The organism is Nocardiopsis sp. FIRDI 009, assembly GCF_003386285.1.
Taxonomy (GTDB): Bacteria; Actinomycetota; Actinomycetes; order Streptosporangiales; family Streptosporangiaceae; genus Nocardiopsis.
Genome location: NZ_QPNC01000007.1, coordinates 22,822 through 40,361, shown reverse-complemented (window position 1 = coordinate 40,361; position 17,540 = coordinate 22,822). Strand labels below are relative to the sequence as shown.

Sequence of the window (17,540 nt, the reverse complement as noted above, 5' to 3'; positions counted from 1 at the left end):
CTACAGCTCCGCCGCGGCGCGCTCGGCGATGTCGGTCCGGTGGAACGAGCCGCGCAGCTCGATCCGGCTCACCGCCTCGTACGCCCGGTCACGGGCCTGCCGCAGGTCGGCGCCGGTGCCGACCACGTTGAGGACGCGTCCGCCGTTGGACTTGACGTCGTGGGCCCCGTCCCAGGCGGTGCCCGCGTGCAGGACGTAGGCGCCGTCCAGCGCGTCCGCCGCGTCCAGGCCGCCGATGACGTCGCCCTTGACCGGGTCGCCGGGGTAGTTCTCGGCCGCCACGACCACGGTCACCGCCGCGCCGGGCTTCCACTGCAGCGAGCCGATCGAGCCCAGGCCGCCCGTGTCGGTGGCCTGGAGGACCGCGCCGATCGGCGTCGCCAGACGGTCCAGCACGACCTGGGTCTCCGGGTCGCCGAAGCGCGCGTTGAACTCCACCACGCGCGGACCGCGCGAGGTGAGCGCCAGCCCCACGTACAGCAGACCCTGGTAGCGCATCCCGCGCCGGTTCATCTCCATGAGGGTCGGCCGCACGACCGACTCCATGACCTCGTCCACCAGCCCCGCCGGAGCCCAGGGCAGCGGCGCGTAGGCGCCCATACCGCCGGTGTTGGGGCCCCGGTCGCCGTCGTAGGCGCGCTTGAAGTCCTGGGCGGGCAGCAGCGGGAGCGCGTGGGCGCCGTCGCTGAGCACGAACAGCGACACCTCCGGACCGTCGAGGAACTCCTCGACGACCACGCGGCCGCACTCGCGCGCGTGCTGCTCGGCGGCGGCCCGGTCCTCGGTGACGACGACGCCCTTGCCCGCCGCCAGACCGTCGTTCTTGACGACGTAGGGGGCGCCGAACTCGTCGAGGGCCTCCGAGACCTGGCCCGCGTTGCGGCACACCCGCGCCCTGGCGGTGGGCACCCCGGCGGCCTCCATGACCTCCTTGGCGAACGCCTTGGAGCCCTCCAGTCGCGCGGCCTCCTGGTCGGGGCCGAACACCGGGATGCCGCGGTCGCGCAGCGCGTCCGCCACCCCGGCCACCAGCGGCGCCTCCGGGCCGATGACGACCAGTTCGGCGCGGATGCGCGCGGCCAGCTCGGTCACGGCCAGGCCGTCGGTCACGTTGATCACGTGGTTCTCGGCCAGGTCCGAGATGCCGGGGTTGCCCGGTGCGCAGTGAATACTGGTGACACCCGGGTCAAGGGACAGAGCGCGGACGAGTGCGTGCTCGCGGCCTCCGCCGCCGAGAACGAGGGCTTTCACTACAGGGGCCTCTTCGTGTTGAAGACGGACTGACTATGCGGCGTCGGATCAGACGAGGGAGCGCAGTTCGAGCGTCTCGTCGCGGCCCGGGCCGACACCGATGGCGGAGATCGGTGCTCCGGCCATCTCCTCAAGGGTACGCACGTACCGCTGGGCGTTCTTGGGCAGATCCTCGAAACTGCGGGCTCCCGTGATGTCCTCGGTCCAGCCGTCGAGGTACTCGTACACCGGGGTGGCGTGGTGGAAGTCGGTCTGGGTCATCGGGATCTCGTCGTGGCGCACCCCGTCGACGTCGTAGGCGACGCAGACCGGGATGCGGTCGAGTCCGGTGAGGACGTCGAGCTTGGTGAGGAAGAAGTCCGTGACGCCGTTGATCCGGGTGGCGTAGCGGGCGATCGGCGCGTCGAACCAGCCGCAGCGGCGGTCGCGGCCGGTGGTGACGCCGTACTCACCGCCCTGGGTACGCAGCCACTGGCCCTGCTCGTCGTGGAGCTCGGTGGGGAAGGGGCCGGAGCCGACGCGGGTGGTGTAGGCCTTGAGGATGCCGACGACCTTGGTGATGCGGGTGGGGCCGATACCCGCTCCTGCGGCCGCGCCGCCGGCGGTGGGGGAGGACGAGGTCACGAACGGGTAGGTGCCGTGGTCGATGTCCAGGAGCGTGCCCTGGGAGCCCTCCAGGTAGACCGTCTTGCCCTCGTCCAGCGCCCGGTTGAGGATGAGCGAGGTGTCGGCGACGAACGGGCGCAGCCGCTCGGCGTAGCCCAGATACTCCTCGATGATCGGCTCGACCTCCAGGCCGCGCCGGTTGAACACCTTGGTGAGGAGCTGGTTCTTGTCGTTGAGGGACAGCTCGATCTTCTTGCGCAGGATCTTGGGGTCGAACATGTCCTGCACGCGCACGCCCTGGCGGGAGACCTTGTCGGCGTAGGTCGGGCCGATGCCGCGGCCGGTGGTGCCGATCCGGGACTTGCCGAGGAAGCGTTCGCTGACCTTGTCGAGGGCCCGGTGGTAGGGCATGATCAGGTGCGCGTTGGCGGAGATGAGCAGCCGGGAGGTGTCCACGCCGCGCTCGTTGAGCCCTTCGAGTTCCTCCAGCAGGACGCCCGGGTCGATGACGACGCCGTTGGCGATGACGGGCACCACGTTCGGGGAGAGGATGCCGGACGGCAGGAGGTGCAGGGCGTACTTCTGGTCACCGATGACCACCGTGTGACCGGCGTTGTTGCCACCCTGGTAGCGCACCACGTAGTCCACGCGGTCGCCGACAAGGTCGGTCGCCTTGCCCTTGCCCTCGTCGCCCCACTGGGCCCCCACGAGCGTGATCGCCGGCATTGTCTCAACCTCTTCGCTCGACGCCTGACCGGGGCTTTCCCACCCCGAACATGGATGAACCCCTGGCGCAAGGCAGCGACAGGGGCCGTTGCGTATTGAGGGTACACGACCAGCGGTTCCGGGTTCGGAGCGGTGATGTCCACAGGGTGTGGACGGCGCGCAGGACCCCGGCGTCCACACCCTGTGGACGGGCGGGTTCAGGCGTTGAGCGCCTCGGCGGCCTCGGCGCTGGACTCGCGCAGGAAGGTCGAGCAGCGCTCGGCCTCCTCCGTCTCACCGATCTCCCCGGCGGCCGTGCCGAGCGCGTGCAGCGCGCGCAGGAAACCGCGGTTCGGCTCGTGGTCCCAGGGGATCGGCCCGTGGCCCTTCCACCCCGCGCGGCGGAGCTGGTCCAGGCCCCGGTGGTAGCCCGTGCGCGCGTACGCGTAGGCGGTCACCGGCTGGCCCTGGGCGAGGGCGTTCTCCGCGAGGAGCGCCCAGGCGGCGGAGTAGGACGGGAACCGGCCCGCCACCGGGGTGGGGTCGTCGGCCGCGGCCAGTGCATCGCGGGCCTCGGGGTCGTCGGGCAGGCGGGTGGCGGGCGGCTCGCCCAGCAGGTTCTGGTGCAGGTTCATGGGCCCATCCTGCCACCGGGCGGGGGCGGTCCGGGCGTCGGGAAGACGTGTCCCCCGACAGGTGGAGAAGGCCGCTCCCCCGTGGCTGGAGGATCCCGCCCGATGCCTCGGCCCGCGCGCCGCCGGGGCAGCGCAGGGCGGACCTCCGGGCGTTCGGGGCGGACCGAACGCCTCCCGGTCCAGGCTGTCGCCGTCCGTGGCGGACCTCCGCGTGTTCGGGGCGGACCCCGGGGCTCACCTCTCGGCCTCCCCGCCCAGGTGCACACGGGCGGTGGTGCCCCGGGTCGCGGCGTGGACGGCCACCGCCGCCAAGGCCACCGCGGCGGCCAGACCGGGCACCGCTCCCGCCGGCAGGAGGTCCGGGACGACCCACCCGTCGCCGCCCGCGTACGCGTACGGGACCACCCGGTTCAGCCCGGGGGCGAGGTTGCAGGCGACGGCGCCCGCGAACACGCCCGTCAGCGTGGCCGCCCCCGCGACCACGGGGCCGAGGAAGGGGGCCAGCAGGTACACGGCGGAGGCCGTGAACAGGACGTTGGTGACCATCAGCCACCGGTGCTCGGCCGCTGCCGCCGCGGGCAGGACGGCCAGGGCCGCCAGCACGGGGAGTGCCACGCCGACCGCGGCCACCGCCGCCGCCCGCAGCCGGGTGCGAGCGCCGCCCAGCCGCTCCCAGACCCACAGCCGGGGCCGGTTCCACCACGCGCCCGCCGAGGCCGCGCACACGCACCACAGCTCCGCGACGGGGATCCGCTGTTCCTCGTGCGGCCAGCCGACCACCGCCACCGGCACCACGACGCCCGCCGCCGCCAGCCCGAGCGCCGCCGCGACCAGGGCGGTGAGCACCGCACCGGCCATCGGCAGGAGGGAGGGCCGCGTGATCACGTGCGCCACGGCAGGTCCTCCGGGGCCACCTCGCACGCCGCCAGGCGTTCACGGTCACGCCGGATCCACTCCCGGACCTGGGCGGGGGCGGCCCCGGAGAACACCCCGTCCTCGACCGGGCCGCCGCCGTGGGCGCGGCTGACCAGCCAGGCTCGGAGGTCCTCCACCACGGCGGCCCGCCGCGCCTCGGGAGGTGCGTCCGCCGCCAGAGTGGCCACGCCGCCGGACCCGCAGCGGAACACGTCGGGCACCAGCCACTCCGCCGCCACCGAGGGGACCTCCTGCTCCGGCTCCCATCCCGGGGGTATGTCCACCCAGAGCGTGCCCTGTCGGCCCCTCCGCACCACCTCGGCGTCGCTCCGGGCCAGACTGAGGTCGCGGACCTCGGCGGGCGCCGCGTCCGCGAGGCCGTAGGCGTCGAAGACGGGAGCGGTGAGGCCGACGATCGTGGCGAGCTCGTCCTCGTGCCCCTCACGGACGCAGTAGCGGACGCCCCCGCGCTCCGTGCAGACCTCGGCGCCGCCCCCGTCGTACGCCAGGAGGGGGAACGGCCGCAGGTGCGGCAGGGCGACGGTCACCGCGACGGCCGCGACGGCCAGGCCGTGCCCGGTCGAGAACCGTCGCGGTGTCCGCAGCAGCGCCGCGACCGTCCACGCGAGCGCCACGGCCAGCAGCAGGAAGAACCCGAGCCGATAGGGGCCGACGGCCGTGCTCTCCCGGGTGCCCAGGGAGGGGGAGACGGGCAGTTGGAGGGAGAGCGCGCTCCAGGCGTCCGCGACCAGGGGCAGGCTGGCGAGGAGGAACACCAGGCCGACCGCGACGGGAACGGCGAGCGGACCGCGCAGGACGACGCCGCACAGGTAGCCGAACAGGGTCAGGGCGACGAAGCCCGCCAGGGCGCCCGCGATCGCGATCGGATCCGGCGTCCCCGCGCCGTGCGCGGCGACGGCGAGGGCGAGGGGGAGCAGTCCCAGCGCGTAGGCGGCCAGACACCATCCCGTCACCACCGCGCAGTGGCGCCAGGGGACGTCCCGTGCCACACGCGGCTGCCAGCGCTGGGCGAAGACCAGACCGGGACGGGTGAACCGGGCGGCCGCCAGGGCGGCGGCGCCCGCCGCCACCACGACGGGGAGCCGGGCCAGCGCGCCCACCTCGGCGGACAGGTACACCCAGTCGAGCGCCCGCCAGGACAGCTGGTTCCAGGTGTCGGCGAGGGTCAGGGCGAGGATGAGGGCGGCCGGAACGAGCGCGAACACCGGTGGCAGCGGCCAGAAGGGGGCCGAGATCCGGCTCCGGGGGTGCGTGGACCTCATGCGCGTTCCCCGATCCGTGTGATCAGCCGGTCGTAGGCCCGCTCGAACCCGGAACCGTGGGGGCTTCCCTCGGAGCCGTCCTCGATCATCGCCTCCAACTGGGGGAAGGTTCCGTGGAACTCGATCCGGCCGCCGGCCAGGACACCGACCCGCGAGCACAGGTGGGCGACGTCCTCGATGAGATGGGTGGAGACCAGGACGGTCCGGTCCCGTCCGAGCCGGGCGACGACCTCGCGGATCCGCAGCCGCTGCCCGGGGTCGAGCCCCGCCGTGGGCTCGTCCAGGACCAGGACCCCGGGATCGTGGGCGAGTGCCGCCGCGATCCCGACCCGTTGCCGCTGCCCCCCGGACAACGTCCGGGTGCGGTGATGGGCGAGGTCGGTGAGGTCGACCAGGTCCAGGGCCCGCAGCGCCGCGGCCCCGCACTCCCGACGGCCCAGCCCGTGCGCCCAGGCGGCGTAGGCGACCGTGTCCGCCACGGTGAGTTCACCGGCGAGGGAGAAGCGCTGGGGCACGAACCCCAACGCTCTCCGCGCGCCCGCCCGTCCACTCGCGGTGGCCAGGTCGTGGTCACCGACGAGCAGTCGTCCACTTCTGACCGGGAGCAGTGTCACCAGGAGCGACAACAGGGTGGTCTTGCCCGACCCGTTGGGCCCGAGCAGTCCGGTGACGCCGGGCTCGACGGTCCAGGAGAGGCCGTCCAGGACCCTCCTTCCGCGCCGGTACCCGAATTCCAGGTCCTCAGCGGTGACGCGCATGGGCTCGTCCGTTTCCACTCATCGAACTCACGTGCTGGTAGATGGGGATTTCGGTCGTGCCCTTCAGCAGCGTTTGACGCGTGCCGAGGAGACCTTGTTTCCGGTCGAACTCCGGGTTTCGGTGAAGTACGTTCCCATTCCGTCGCAGCCGCCGCGCGCCGTGAGGCTTCCGGTTGAGAAGTTGGTCCTGGTGGTTTCGGCCACGGCCAGGTCGGGCCAGGCTCGACGGTGCTTGCGGATCTCGACGGTGAGGGTCACCGTTCCACCGCACTCGGTACGCGATCCGCTACCGGAGATCATGTTCCCGTACTGGCTCGGGATGTTGGCCCCGAGGCCGCACGCGGCGACCGCGCGGCCGACCGCCGTCCCGGTTCCGGCCGACGCCGTCGCGGAGGTTCCGACGAGCGCGACGCCTGCCGCCAGTACGCCGACCGCCACGGTGCTCGCGATGCTGTTCCTGGTCTTCAATTTTCCTCATTCTCTGCTGAGGGGGAGGGGCGTTGAGGAGAATTCCCGGGCGTGCATCGCTGAAACGGGGGTGTGGACAACCTTCTTTCTGCTGGGTGATTGGTCATGTTTTGTTGGCTAATGTGCCCTCGGTGTGTGGTGAATTCGCGTCCGGGGCTGTGGAAAGCCTGTGGAAAACACGAAGGGGCGTCCGCGCGCTTTCCCGCGCCCGGACACCCCGTGGCGTACCGTGCCCGCCTGACGCGGGCACCGCCCCGACTACTTCATCTTGTTGCCGGCGGACTTCAGCTGCTGGGCCGCCTCCACGACGCGCGCGGCCATGCCCGCCTCGGCGGCCTTGCCGTAGGAGCGCGGGTCGTAGGCCTTCTTGCTGCCGATCTCGCCGTCGACCTTGAGCACGCCGTCGTAGTTGCGCATGATGTGGTCGACCACGGGGCGGGTGAAGGCGTACTGCGTGTCGGTGTCGATGTTCATCTTCACCACGCCGTACTCGATGGCCTCGTGGATCTCCTCCAGGGTCGAGCCGGACCCGCCGTGGAACACGAAGTCGAACGGCTTGGCCTTGCCGTACTTCTTGCCCACCGCGTCCTGGGCCTCCTTGAGGACCTCCGGGCGCAGCTTCACGAAGCCCGGCTTGTAGGAGCCGTGCACGTTGCCGAAGGTCAGGGCCGTCATGTAGTAGCCCTTCTCGCCCAGGCCCAGGGCCTCGGCGGTGCGCAGGGCGTCCTCGGGGGTGGTGTAGAGCTTCTCGTTGATCTCGCCGACGATACCGTCCTCCTCGCCGCCGACGACGCCGACCTCGATCTCCAGGATCGTGCGGGCGGCCTTCGACGCGGCGAGCAGCTCCTCCGCGATCTGGAGGTTCTCCTCCAGCTCGACGGCCGAGCCGTCCCACATGTGGGACTGGAACAGCGGCTCCTGGCCGCGGGCGACGCGCTCCTTGGAGATCTCCAGGAGCGGCCGGACGAAGCCGTCGAGCTTGTTCTTGGGGCAGTGGTCGGTGTGGAGGGCGACGTTCACGGGGTACTTGTCGGCGACCACGCGCGCGAACTCGGCGAAGGCGACGGAACCCGTGACCATGTCCTTGACCGAGGCTCCGGAGAGGAACTCGGCGCCGCCGGTGGAGATCTGGACGATGCCGTCGGTCTCCGCCTCCGCGAAGCCGCGGAGGGCGGCGTGGAGTGTCTGGCTCGAGGTCACGTTGATCGCCGGGTAGGCGAAGCCCTGGGACTTCGCGCGGCTCAGCATCTCGGTGTAGACCTCGGGGCTGGCGATGGGCATGCTTACTCTCCCTGGAGTCGGCCTTGAGCGAGCGGCCACCGGTCCTTCGCCCGGCGGCACCCCACGTGCGTTGCCCCGGTGGAGGCCGGCCGCCGGGGGATGACCCAAGGGGAGGGCCGCGTCCGGGGTGTCCACCAGGTGTGAATCCAGTATCCCGAATGTGCAGAGCCCTTCAACAGGTCTAGACCAAATTAACCCAGTGCGGGCGCGTATGTGCGTTTCGTGGTCGCGTTTTCCGGAAGTCCCACGGAACACTGCCTTCGGATCGTGCGCCATCCGTACATAAGTGCCCGGATTGATGATCACGTGAGGTAGTCGGGCATCTGCTGTCGCTTTTTTCCGTGATACACGCTACATTCAACGCCGTGGGAAGGCACAGGAATGATCCGCGCGGCGTTGGCCAGGTGATGGCCATCGTCGGAGCCGTCCTGCTCCTGGTCGCTCTGGTGGCCCTCGGGGGCTATTTCCTCTACCGGTCGCTGCCGAGCGACGGCGCCAGCGTCAGCGCCAACGCGTCAGGAGCCTCCTCCGACGGGGAGGAACCGGAGAACATGGGCGTGCTCTACGTGCGCGTCATCGGCGAGTCCAGCAACGTCTTCGTCCGGATACCCGGCGGGGACGTCCTGCACGACCAGGTGATCAGGCAGGGCAGCTCCATCACCTACGCCGAGGCGCCCGAGGGCGGACTCGAGGTCACCATCGAGGACCCGTCGGCGGTCGAGGTCTTCGTCAACGGCAACCAGCGCGACATCTCCGACCGCAGTGAGGGCTACACCTTCACCATCGACGGGTGACCACACACTGACGGCGGGGCCGTCGACCCCGCCGCCGAAACGCTCCGCACCGGGCACGGAGCCACCCCGTACCCGCCGATCCACCGCCGGGGCGACCGAACCGCCGCCCGCGCTCAGAGGTCCAGGTCGGAAGCCTCGAACACCGCCCGGTACTCCAGCCCCTCCTTGGTCACGCGATCGCGCGCGCCACGGTCCATGATCAGCGCGACCGCCACGACCTCGGCCCCCGCCTCCCGCAGCGCCTCCACGGCGGTCAGCACCGAGTTGCCCGTGGTCGAGGTGTCCTCCAGGGCGAGGACACGCCGCCCCTTCACGTCGGGGCCCTCGATCCGGCGCTGGAGACCGTGCGCCTTGCCCGCCTTGCGCACCACGAAGGCGTCCAACCTGCGGCCGCGCGCGTGCGCGGCGTGCAGCATCGCGGTGGCCACCGGGTCCGCGCCCAGGGTCAGCCCGCCCACGGCGTCGAACTCCAGGTCCGCGACGTTGTCCAACATGACCGAGCCGACCAGCGGCGCGGCCTCCCCGTCCAACGTCACCCGGCGCAGGTCGACGTAGTAGTCGGCCTCCATCCCGGAGGACAGGGTCACCTTCCCGCGGACGACCGCCTTATCGTTGATCTGACGCAGGAGTTCATCACGTTCGCTCATGATCAGTGAGCCTAGAACACCGGGCGGTCCGGCGCGGACGCCACCGTCCAGGTGAGGGAGGGGTGACCGTGCCAGGACCCGAGGACACCGTCCGGGTGGAGACCACCGTCGACAGCCGGGAGGGCGCGGAACGGGTGGCGCGGTCGCTGATCGAGCACCGCCTGGCCGCGTGTGCCCAGGTCGGGGGACCGATCACCAGTTTCTACCGCTGGGAGGGCGAGGTCCAGGCCGACGAGGAGTGGGTGGTGGTCGCCAAGACCTCCGCCGACCGGGTGGACGACCTCACCGCGCACGTGGTGGAGGTGCACCCCTACGACGTCCCCGAGGTCGTCGCCGTCCCGGTCAGCGGGGGCAACGCGTCGTACCTGGCGTGGGTGCGCGACGAGACGCGCGGCGGCGGCGCGTGATCGCCGTCCTCCTCCCCCCTCCCCTCGGACGCCCCTCACGTCTCCCCGGCCTCGCGGAGGAACTGGCCGACCGGGGCGTCATCCCCATCCGGCCCGAGGCGGGCGGAGACGAGGACCCGCCGCACGCGGCCCGGTACGTGGCGCGCGCCAGCATGGAGATCAACCGCCTGGTGGCCGCGGCGAGCCCGGTCGCCCTGGTCGGCGAGGGCGACGCGGGTCCGCTCGTCGGCGCGGTGGGGGCGGCGCAGCGGGCCGCGCACCGGCCGGTGTTCGGGTACGTCCTGGTGGACGCGCTCCTGCCCCAACCGGGCAGCCCCACCCGTGCGGAACTGGAGCGGGCCCAGAGCCCGGCGGGCGCGGAGGGTGAGGGGGGAGGAGACCGACGCCGGTCGGACGAGCCTCCCGCCTACCGGTCCGAGCGCCTGCCGATGGTCGCCGACTGGCCCGACGCCCCGTGCGGCTACCTGCTCACCGATCCGGCCCGCGCGCACGTGGCCCGGCTCGCCCGGATGCGCGGCTGGTCGGTGCGCGAGACCGCGCCGGAGGGGGCCGCCGAGGCGCTGGGGGAACTGCTGACCGAGCTGCGGGGCAGGGATTGAGCGCGGGCCCGCGCGGCGAGGCGGGCGGTCGGGCGCGCGAAAACCAGGTGACGCGTGTGTTCCGTGGGGCGGAGAATCGGCACATGCTGAGCACCTACTTCCCCCCGGCGGGACTGCGCCTGACCACGCCGCGCCTCGAACTCCGGCTGCCCGACACGGAGGACCTCGGCCGACTGGCGGAGACCGCGGCGGGGGGCGTCCACGAGCCGGACGCGATGCCGTTCGCCCACCCCTGGACCGACGGGACGCCCGCCGAGGTCGCGCTCCGCGCCGTGCAGTACAACCTGGCGCGGATGGCCGATATGGAGCCGCGGAGGTGGAGCCTGAACCTCGTCGTGGTCCACGAGGGCACCGTGCTCGGGGTCCAGGACATCGGGGCGCGGGACTTCGCGGTGACGCGTCAGGTGAGCACCGGGTCGTGGCTGGGGCGCCGTCACCAGGGGCGGGGGTTCGGGACCGAGATGCGCGCGGCCGTGCTGCACCTGGCGTTCGCTGAACTGGGCGCGGTGGCGGCGGAGACGGCGGTGCTGGAGGGGAACGCGGCCTCGGAACGGGTGTCGCGCAAACTCGGCTACCGCCCGAACGGCGCCTCGCTGACGGCGGTGCGCGGTGCGCCGGTCCAGGAGCACCGGTACCGGTTGACCAGACAGGACTGGGAGAGGCACCGCACCGTACCGGTCACCGTGACGGGGCTGGAGCCGTGCCTGCCGCTCCTCGGCCTGGCGCCGGAGGGATAGCCGGTGCCGGTGGTCGTCCGGCGCCGGACGACCACCCCCGGGCGTCCGGTCTCACCTCCGGCCGGAGCCGTCCGGCTCCCGCAGCGCGGTCTGCATCAGTCGCGCCGGACCGCCGCGCGCCACCCACGTGCCGCGCCCGGGCGGTTGCGGCGAGGCGTACAGCCGCGGCAGCAGCTGCCCCTCGCTGCGGTCGCCCGACATCACCAGGGCGCCCGTGCCGATCTCCCGGATCGCCTGCACCAGCGGGTCGAACAGACCGCGCCCCGCGCCGGCCACCCGGCGCGCCACCACGAAGTGCAGCCCGATGTCGCGCCCGTTGGACACGAACGGCACGAACGGGGCCAGCGGTTTCTGGCCCGCCGTCGTGAGCACGTCGTAGTCGTCGGCCATCACCACGATCCGCGGTCCCCTGATCGACCCCGGCTCCAGCGCGTCGAGGTCACCGTCCTCCGGGAGCCTGCCCTCCACCTCCTTGGCGACGCCGCCCGCCAGTCCCGCGCACACCCGCGGGCTGCTCGCGTACCCGCCCATGTACTCCTCGGGCACCACGTTGCGCAGGGTGCGCCGCGGATCCATCACCGCGAACACCACCTCGTCGGAGCTGTACCGCTCCACGAGCCCCTCCGCCACCAGGCGCAGCAGGTTGGTCTTCCCGCACCCGCCGTCGCCCAGGACCAGCAGGTTCTGGTCGTTGTCGAACAGGTCGAGCAGTACCGGCTCCAGCGCCCGTTCGTCCACCCCGATCGGCACCTTCTTGGGCTCGGTGTCCCGGGTGGGGAGGGTGCGCGCCGACAGCCGGTGCGGCAGGATGCGCACCTCGGGCGCCCGCTTGCCCTGCCACGCCCGGTCCACGGAGCGCACGGCGGCCTCCACGACCTCGCCCAGGTCCTCGTCACCGGCCACGCCGTCGAACCGGGGCAGCGCCACCTGCCCGAACAGCTCCGCGTCGGTGAGCACCCGGCCGGGCGCCCTGGCGCTGACGGTCTCCGCCAGCTTGCGGTCGATCGTCGACTCCGACGCGTCGTTCAGGTGCAGCTCCACCTTCTGCCCGAAATTGGACTGCACCGCGATGCGCACGTCGTTCCACCGCAGCATCCCCGCCACCACGTGGACGCCGTACCCGCCGCCGCGCTGCAACAGATCGGTGACCATCGTGTCGATGTCCTCGAAGTCCTTGCGGATGGCGCCGAACCCGTCCACGCACAGCACCACGTCGGCGCTGGCCAGCTCGGGAACCTCGCCGCGCGCGTGCATGCGCCGCAGCTGCTGCACCGAGTCGATCCCCCGGTCCCGGAACACCTCCTGCCGGTGGTCCAGCATGCCGCGCAGCTCCTCCACGGTGCGCCGCACGCGCTCGGAGTCGGTGCGCACGGCCACGCCGCCCACGTGCGGCAGCCCGGCCAGGGACTGCAACCCGCCGCCGACCAGGTCCAGGCAGTACACGGCCGCCTGCTGCGGCGTGTGGGTGAGCGCCAGGGACAGGACCAGCGTCCGCAGCAGGGTGGTCTTGCCGCTCTGCGGGCCGCCGATGATCGCCGCGTGCCCGCCCGACGCGGTCAGGTCCAGCTCCCACACGCCCTGCCACTGCTTGGCGGCGTCGTCCAGCAGCCCGACCGGGATCCGCAGGTACCCCCGCTCGCCGGGAAGCCGCAGCCCCCGCTCGGTCTCCTCCGGCTCCCCGACCACCGCGTCCAGCGTCGTCACGGACGGCAGCGGCGGCAGCCAGATCTCGCGCGTCCGCTCCCCGTGTCGGGAGAACTGGCCGACCATGACGTCCAGCAGCGTGGGCCCGACCGTGCGGGAGGGCATCGGCGCCTCCTCCGGCGCGGGCGCGCTCTCCTCCGTCGCGGAGGCGTCGTCCTGCTGGTTGTACGCGGTGTACGGGCGCACCGACGGCGCGGTGTCGTCCTCCTCCTCGGCCACCGGGCCGCGGTAGGGGCCGGACACGTAGCCCGCCTTGAACCGCTGGTAGACGCTGGTGTCCACCTTCAGGTAGCCGAAGCCGGGCAGTGACGGCAGATGGAAGGCGTCGGGGGTGTTGAGCACGGTGCGGCTCTCCTCCTCGGAGAAGGTCCGCAGACCGAGCCGGTAGGAGAGATAGGTGTCCAGACCGCGCAGCTTGCCGCCCTCGATGCGCTGGCTGGACAACAGCAGGTGCACGCCGATGCTCCGGCCGATCCGGCCGATGGACAGGAACAGTTCGATGAAGTCGGGGCGCGCGGTCAGCAGCTCGCCGAACTCGTCGATGATGACGAGCAGGTGCGGCAGCGGCGGCAGGCTCGGGTCGTGTTCGCGCTTGAACGTGTAGTCGCCGATGTTGGCCACGTTCCCCGCGTCGCGCAGCACCTGCTGGCGGCGCTGCACCTCACCCGAGAGGCTGGAGTACACGCGCTCGATCAGCGCGGCGTCGTCCTCCAGGTTGGTGATCACACCGGCCACGTGCGGCATGTCCTCGAACGGGGCGAAGGTGGCGCCGCCCTTGTAGTCGACCAGCACCATGCTCACCCGCTCGGGCGGGTGCGAGGCGGCGAGCGCCAGGACGAGGGTGCGCAGCATCTCGCTCTTGCCGGAACCCGTGGCTCCCACGCACAGCCCGTGCGGGCCCATACCCAGCTGCGCGGACTCCTTGAGGTCGAGGACGACGGGCTGGCCCATGTCGTCCACGCCGATCGGCACCCGCAGGAACGCGCGCTCGCTGCGCGGCGACCACAGGCGCTGCACGTCCATCGAACCCGGGTCCTGTACCCCCATCAGGGCGGGGAAGTCGACGTTGCCGCCCTCCTGGGCGCTCTCCTCGACCGACTCCGGGGAGAGCCGCAGCGGCGCGAGCATCCGCACCAGCCCCATGAGGGTGGCCGCGGAGACGTCGTCCACGGTGCCGGTGGTGACGACGGGGTCGGCCCCGCGCAGTTCCTCGACCCGGACCTGGTCCCCGGTCACCGTGACGCGGACGTTGACGTCGCCGGGCTCGTCGATCTGCCGCGACACCAGGTGCAGCACGGTCACGCCCAGGTCGGCCGGGTCGAGCGCGTGGTCGGGGCGGACCAGTTCGGCGGCGACCCTCCCGTGGGTGTCGTGGATGACGAGCAGGCGGCGGAGCATCCGGTACGCCTCGCGCTTGCCCATCCCCCGTCGCACCTCCGACGCGAAGTCGGTGCGCGAACGCAGCTCGTCGGCGAGCAGCCCGCCCAGCTTGCCGGGGTCCGGGGCGATGAGGCGGACCGCGGCGCCGCCCTCGCGCCGCTGCGGGTCCAGGACCTGCGGCAGCCACGGCAGCCAGGACCAGTCGTCGGCGTTGTCGGCGGGGTAGGAGACGGCCAGGCCCGCGTCCTCGGGCGCGTGGAAGGCGCCGAACTGGGCGGCCAGGGCGCGGACGAGGCGCATCACGTCGTCGCGTTCACCGATGACGCTGACGTTCCCGGCCATGTCCAGGGGGAGGGTGAGCGGCATCTCCGGGATCGACTCGAACCGCCGGATCGCGGCCTGGGCCTCGGAGAGCATGAAGGGGTCGGTGGGGGTGAGGGCGGTCCCCTGCTCGGCCAGCCGCAGCAGGCGTCCCTCGGTCAGCCCCGTCCCGACCCGCACCCGCAGGAAGTCGCGGTGCCTGCGGCGGCGCTCCCACAGCCGCGTGGGGTCGCGGATCACGTCGTAGAGGGCCTCGGGCGGGGGGTCGAGGAGCCGGGCGTGGGCCCGCGTGCGCTGCTCCCAGTCGCTGAGCTCCTCGCGCAGCTCCTCCAGGTACTGGAGGTAGAGCTCACGCTGGTTGCGGCGCTGCCGGGCGACCTGCCCGCGGCGGGAGAACAGCATGGCGAGCGCGCCCAGCAGTGCGACGCACAGGAGCACGCCGCCCAGGGCCATGAACGCCGGGTTGCGCATGACCATCATGATCGTCAGCGACGCCATCATGCCCACCATCGGCAGGATGGACATGAGGGGGTTTCCCTGCGCCTTGCCGTCGGGGAGGGTGGGCGGCGCCTCCACCTCGTGGGGTTCCTGAACCGGAGCGGGGTGGACGGTCCGTGTCGGCCGGTGCACGACGCGGAGGCTCATCGGCGTTCCTCTCGGCTCGGGCTGCGGGGGTGCGCGGGGCGGAGCGTGTCCGAGGGGGCGCGCTCCAGAGGCCACCGGACGCGGAAACCCTATCGAAGTCGCTCCGGGCGGGACGTTTCGGCGGAATTCGCGGAGCCGTCCGGGTGCAGGTGGGCCATGAGCGCGCGGAACCGGTCCCAGCCGTCGGGCTCGACCCCGTCACCGACGCGGTACCAGACCGAGGGGGTCAGGGGCGGGCCGAAGGGGACGCCGTCCACGGGCGCGGACAGGGCCCGCTCCCGTCCGATGTCGGAGACGGCGTCCGGACCGACCGCCATTCCGACGGGCACGGGCACACCCGACCAGCGCGGGGCGTAGGTCAGGTCGGCGCGTCCGGCCAGGCGCCGCACGACCATGGTCCGGAGCACCCCGCGCGAGGTGAGCTCCTCGACCAGGGGCGCCAACGCCTCCAGATCGGGTTCCTCGCCCGGCGCGTGGCCCACGGCGAGGGTGACGCTCTCCCGGACGCCGTGGGCGGTGCGGCTGACGCTCTGGGTGCCGCCGAAGGGCCGCACCCCCTCGTCGCGCACGCTCTCCGGAGGGCCGCTGAACACGGTCCAGGTCCGGCCGGGGGCACGGCGGCGGCAGATCGCGGTGAGCTCGGCGCGGTCCCAGGCCCGGGGGAGGGGCTCGCTGGTCCCCCACAGGGAGGGGAGGGCCCCGCCGAGGGCGCGCGTCAGGAGTTCGGTCGCCGCGCCCAGGAGCAGATCGTCCTCGGCGGGGTGCTCCACATGCAGGTCGACGAGCAGGTGGGCGGCGAGGTCGCGTCCCGACCCCCGGAAGGCCGCGTGGGGTCCGTCCTCGACGCGTGCGGCCGAGTCGACCACGAACCCGGCCTCGGGGTCCCAGACGAGGGGGACGCCGAGGAAGCCGTCGTAGTGGGCGCCGTCCGGGGCGCGCACCACCCAGCGGGCGGCGGGGTTGGCGAGCACCGAGCGCAGGGCGTGGGTGACGCGGCTGGTGGAGGGTGTGACGAGCTGGAGGCGGCGGCCCTGGCGTCCGTGGGCGGCGACGGCGTCGACGAGCCAGGGGGACATGGGCACGAGGGGGCGGTCCTGGACGACGACGAAGCTCGTGCGGGTGCTCGCCGCGACGGCCGGATGGTCGGTGGTCCCGTTCAGCGGGTCGCCGTCCCGGTCCAGGCGCGCCTCGGGCTCCCACACGGTGCCGCCGTGCCGGTCGGCCAGGGACCGGGCGAAACGGCGGGCGATCGCGGCGGTGTCGGTGTCGGCGAGGTCGGTCCCCCGGGCCTCCACCCAGTAGGGCTGCGCGGGCAGGTCGTCGCTGATCCCGTCGGTGAGGAGGCGGTCGGCCTCGGCGGACAGGGCCAGGCGCTGGGCGGCCTGGGCCGCGGCGACCAGCCGTCCGGAGTCGTCGCGCAGTTCGACCACCGCGCCGTCCGCGGCGAGTCTGACGCGTAGCTGGGGGCCCGCCTGGACCAGGGCCCTGACCAGCGAGTCCCGGCTGGGGGAGTTCGACAGCAGGGCGACCACGTCGTGGCTCACGGGATCTCCTCGGGGGTCGTGGCGGGTCCGGGGCGCGCCACGCGGACCGGCGGTACGGGGGTGGCGGGGGTGTTCGGGGCGGGACCGGTGACGGGCCTCTCCGTCCGGGAGGGCCGTCAGTTCGAGCCGCTCTCCTCGCGTTTGATGTCCTCGTTCGCCCGTGCCAGCTTCTCCCTGAGCCAGCCCGGCAGGCTCTCGAAGGGACGGGGGAAGCGGTCGGGGTCCTCGAAGAAGGTCCTGGGGTCGTCCTCGAATCCGAAGTCCGGTTCGGAGCCGTAGGCACAGTCGACGGAGAAGCTGCCCGGGCGCCGAATGGTGTACGTGGCCGTGTACCACGTGCCTTTCCCGTCGTCGTGCGTTCCCGCGCGGAGCTCGCTCATCAACGGGACCGCCCGGAGGGGGAATTCCCCCTTCCTCGTCCCACCGGTGTCCGTGGTCACGGTGAGATCCGTCGTCGACGTTCCGACGACGTCGGAGAACTCGGCCCTGCTCCCGGGCCGGTCATCCGGGACCGAGTCCAGGATCAGCCCTCCGACCTGCTGGAGGATCTCGTGCTGGTCGTCCGGCGGCATCGTCATCGTCAGCTGCTCGTTTCGCTCTCGGACGCCTCCGCGGCGATGCGCTCGGCGTAGGTCCGTGCGGTGGGGGAGTCGCTCCTGCGGTCCGGGACGTTCCGGTACGGGATCGGTTTCCGCGACTTCCCGTCGATGGAGTAGTTCACCGTCGACGACGGTGGGCAGGTCCCCTCGTCAGGGTAGACCGCGTCGAACGACACCCGGACGTCGTGGCCCGCGTCCGGTTGGTCGCGCCAGGACCGCCCCAGACTGAAGGAGTTCGTCCCCTTCGTCGTGCCCTTCTGG

General features: G+C 72.6%; 17 protein-coding genes. 4 read left to right on the top strand and 13 right to left on the bottom strand.

Translation table 11 applies throughout. From position 1 onward, the window contains the following. The 8 genes from purD to fbaA all read right to left on the bottom strand — a co-directional run bounded on the left by purD (nucleotide 1) and on the right by fbaA (nucleotide 7,902). Nucleotides 1-1,251, bottom strand: coding sequence for a phosphoribosylamine--glycine ligase (gene purD, locus DVR05_RS04820; RefSeq protein WP_116244599.1), 1,251 nt, complete (start codon nucleotides 1,249-1,251; stop codon nucleotides 1-3). Nucleotides 1,252-1,299: 48 nt separating this feature from the next. Continuing rightward, nucleotides 1,300-2,583, bottom strand: a complete 1,284-nt coding sequence (locus DVR05_RS04815; RefSeq protein ID WP_116244598.1) for an adenylosuccinate synthase — start codon at nucleotides 2,581-2,583, stop codon at nucleotides 1,300-1,302. Between the two features lie 197 nt (nucleotides 2,584-2,780). After that, on the bottom strand, nucleotides 2,781-3,197 hold the full coding sequence (locus DVR05_RS04810) for a DUF3151 domain-containing protein (protein ID WP_116244597.1): 417 nt from the start codon (nucleotides 3,195-3,197) through the stop codon (nucleotides 2,781-2,783). A gap of 234 nt (nucleotides 3,198-3,431) precedes the next feature. Beyond that, nucleotides 3,432-4,091 (bottom strand): hypothetical protein, encoded by a 660-nt coding sequence (locus DVR05_RS04805; protein WP_116244596.1) that lies wholly within the window; start codon nucleotides 4,089-4,091, stop codon nucleotides 3,432-3,434. Further along, nucleotides 4,079-5,395: an ABC transporter permease gene (locus tag DVR05_RS04800; protein WP_116244595.1), complete on the bottom strand. Its 1,317-nt coding sequence runs from the start codon at nucleotides 5,393-5,395 to the stop codon at nucleotides 4,079-4,081. The genes DVR05_RS04805 and DVR05_RS04800 overlap by 13 nt, the downstream gene beginning before the upstream one ends. Beyond that, on the bottom strand, nucleotides 5,392-6,153 hold the full coding sequence (locus DVR05_RS04795; protein WP_116244594.1) for an ATP-binding cassette domain-containing protein: 762 nt from the start codon (nucleotides 6,151-6,153) through the stop codon (nucleotides 5,392-5,394). Before DVR05_RS04795 ends, DVR05_RS04800 begins: the two co-directional genes overlap by 4 nt. Nucleotides 6,154-6,216: 63 nt before the next feature. Next, on the bottom strand, nucleotides 6,217-6,621 hold the full coding sequence (locus DVR05_RS04790; RefSeq protein ID WP_232831983.1) for a hypothetical protein: 405 nt from the start codon (nucleotides 6,619-6,621) through the stop codon (nucleotides 6,217-6,219). A 258-nt stretch (nucleotides 6,622-6,879) separates the two neighbouring features. Further along, nucleotides 6,880-7,902 carry a class II fructose-bisphosphate aldolase gene (gene fbaA, locus DVR05_RS04785; protein ID WP_116244593.1) on the bottom strand — a complete coding sequence of 341 codons (1,023 nt, stop codon included), beginning with the start codon at nucleotides 7,900-7,902 and terminating at the stop codon, nucleotides 6,880-6,882. Between the two features lie 407 nt (nucleotides 7,903-8,309). Here fbaA and DVR05_RS04780 point away from each other — a divergent pair, with 407 nt between their 5' ends. Continuing rightward, the gene (locus DVR05_RS04780) at nucleotides 8,310-8,696 is read left to right on the top strand and encodes a RodZ domain-containing protein (RefSeq protein WP_116244592.1); all 387 of its coding nucleotides are present in this window, start codon (nucleotides 8,310-8,312) and stop codon (nucleotides 8,694-8,696) included. Between the two features lie 113 nt (nucleotides 8,697-8,809). On the opposite strand, the gene pyrE is transcribed toward DVR05_RS04780, so the two are convergent. Then, on the bottom strand, nucleotides 8,810-9,343 hold the full coding sequence (gene pyrE, locus DVR05_RS04775) for an orotate phosphoribosyltransferase (protein ID WP_116244591.1): 534 nt from the start codon (nucleotides 9,341-9,343) through the stop codon (nucleotides 8,810-8,812). Nucleotides 9,344-9,411: 68 nt separating this feature from the next. Between pyrE and cutA the strand changes: the two genes are divergently transcribed. The 3 genes from cutA to DVR05_RS04760 all read left to right on the top strand — a co-directional run bounded on the left by cutA (nucleotide 9,412) and on the right by DVR05_RS04760 (nucleotide 11,086). Next, nucleotides 9,412-9,750 carry a divalent-cation tolerance protein CutA gene (gene cutA / locus DVR05_RS04770; protein ID WP_116244647.1) on the top strand — a complete coding sequence of 113 codons (339 nt, stop codon included), beginning with the start codon at nucleotides 9,412-9,414 and terminating at the stop codon, nucleotides 9,748-9,750. After that, nucleotides 9,747-10,349: a hypothetical protein gene (locus DVR05_RS04765; protein ID WP_116244590.1), complete on the top strand. Its 603-nt coding sequence runs from the start codon at nucleotides 9,747-9,749 to the stop codon at nucleotides 10,347-10,349. The genes cutA and DVR05_RS04765 overlap by 4 nt, the downstream gene beginning before the upstream one ends. An 83-nt stretch (nucleotides 10,350-10,432) precedes the next feature. After that, nucleotides 10,433-11,086, top strand: coding sequence for a GNAT family N-acetyltransferase (locus tag DVR05_RS04760; protein ID WP_116244589.1), 654 nt, complete (start codon nucleotides 10,433-10,435; stop codon nucleotides 11,084-11,086). 51 nt (nucleotides 11,087-11,137) lie between these two features. Here DVR05_RS04760 and eccCa read toward each other — a convergent pair whose 3' ends face one another. From eccCa to DVR05_RS04740, 4 genes are all read right to left on the bottom strand, one after another. Further along, a complete protein-coding gene (gene eccCa / locus DVR05_RS04755; protein WP_116244588.1) occupies nucleotides 11,138-15,136 on the bottom strand; it encodes a type VII secretion protein EccCa in 3,999 nt (1,332 codons plus the stop codon). Nucleotides 15,137-15,225: 89 nt separating this feature from the next. After that, on the bottom strand, nucleotides 15,226-16,680 hold the full coding sequence (locus tag DVR05_RS04750) for a DUF6177 family protein (protein ID WP_116244587.1): 1,455 nt from the start codon (nucleotides 16,678-16,680) through the stop codon (nucleotides 15,226-15,228). A 116-nt stretch (nucleotides 16,681-16,796) separates the two neighbouring features. Then, entirely contained in the window at nucleotides 16,797-17,258 is a 462-nt protein-coding gene (locus DVR05_RS27275; protein WP_232831982.1) for a hypothetical protein, read from the bottom strand. A gap of 2 nt (nucleotides 17,259-17,260) precedes the next feature. Further along, on the bottom strand, nucleotides 17,261-17,455 hold the full coding sequence (locus DVR05_RS04740; protein ID WP_116244586.1) for a hypothetical protein: 195 nt from the start codon (nucleotides 17,453-17,455) through the stop codon (nucleotides 17,261-17,263). Nucleotides 17,456-17,540 lie beyond the last annotated feature (85 nt).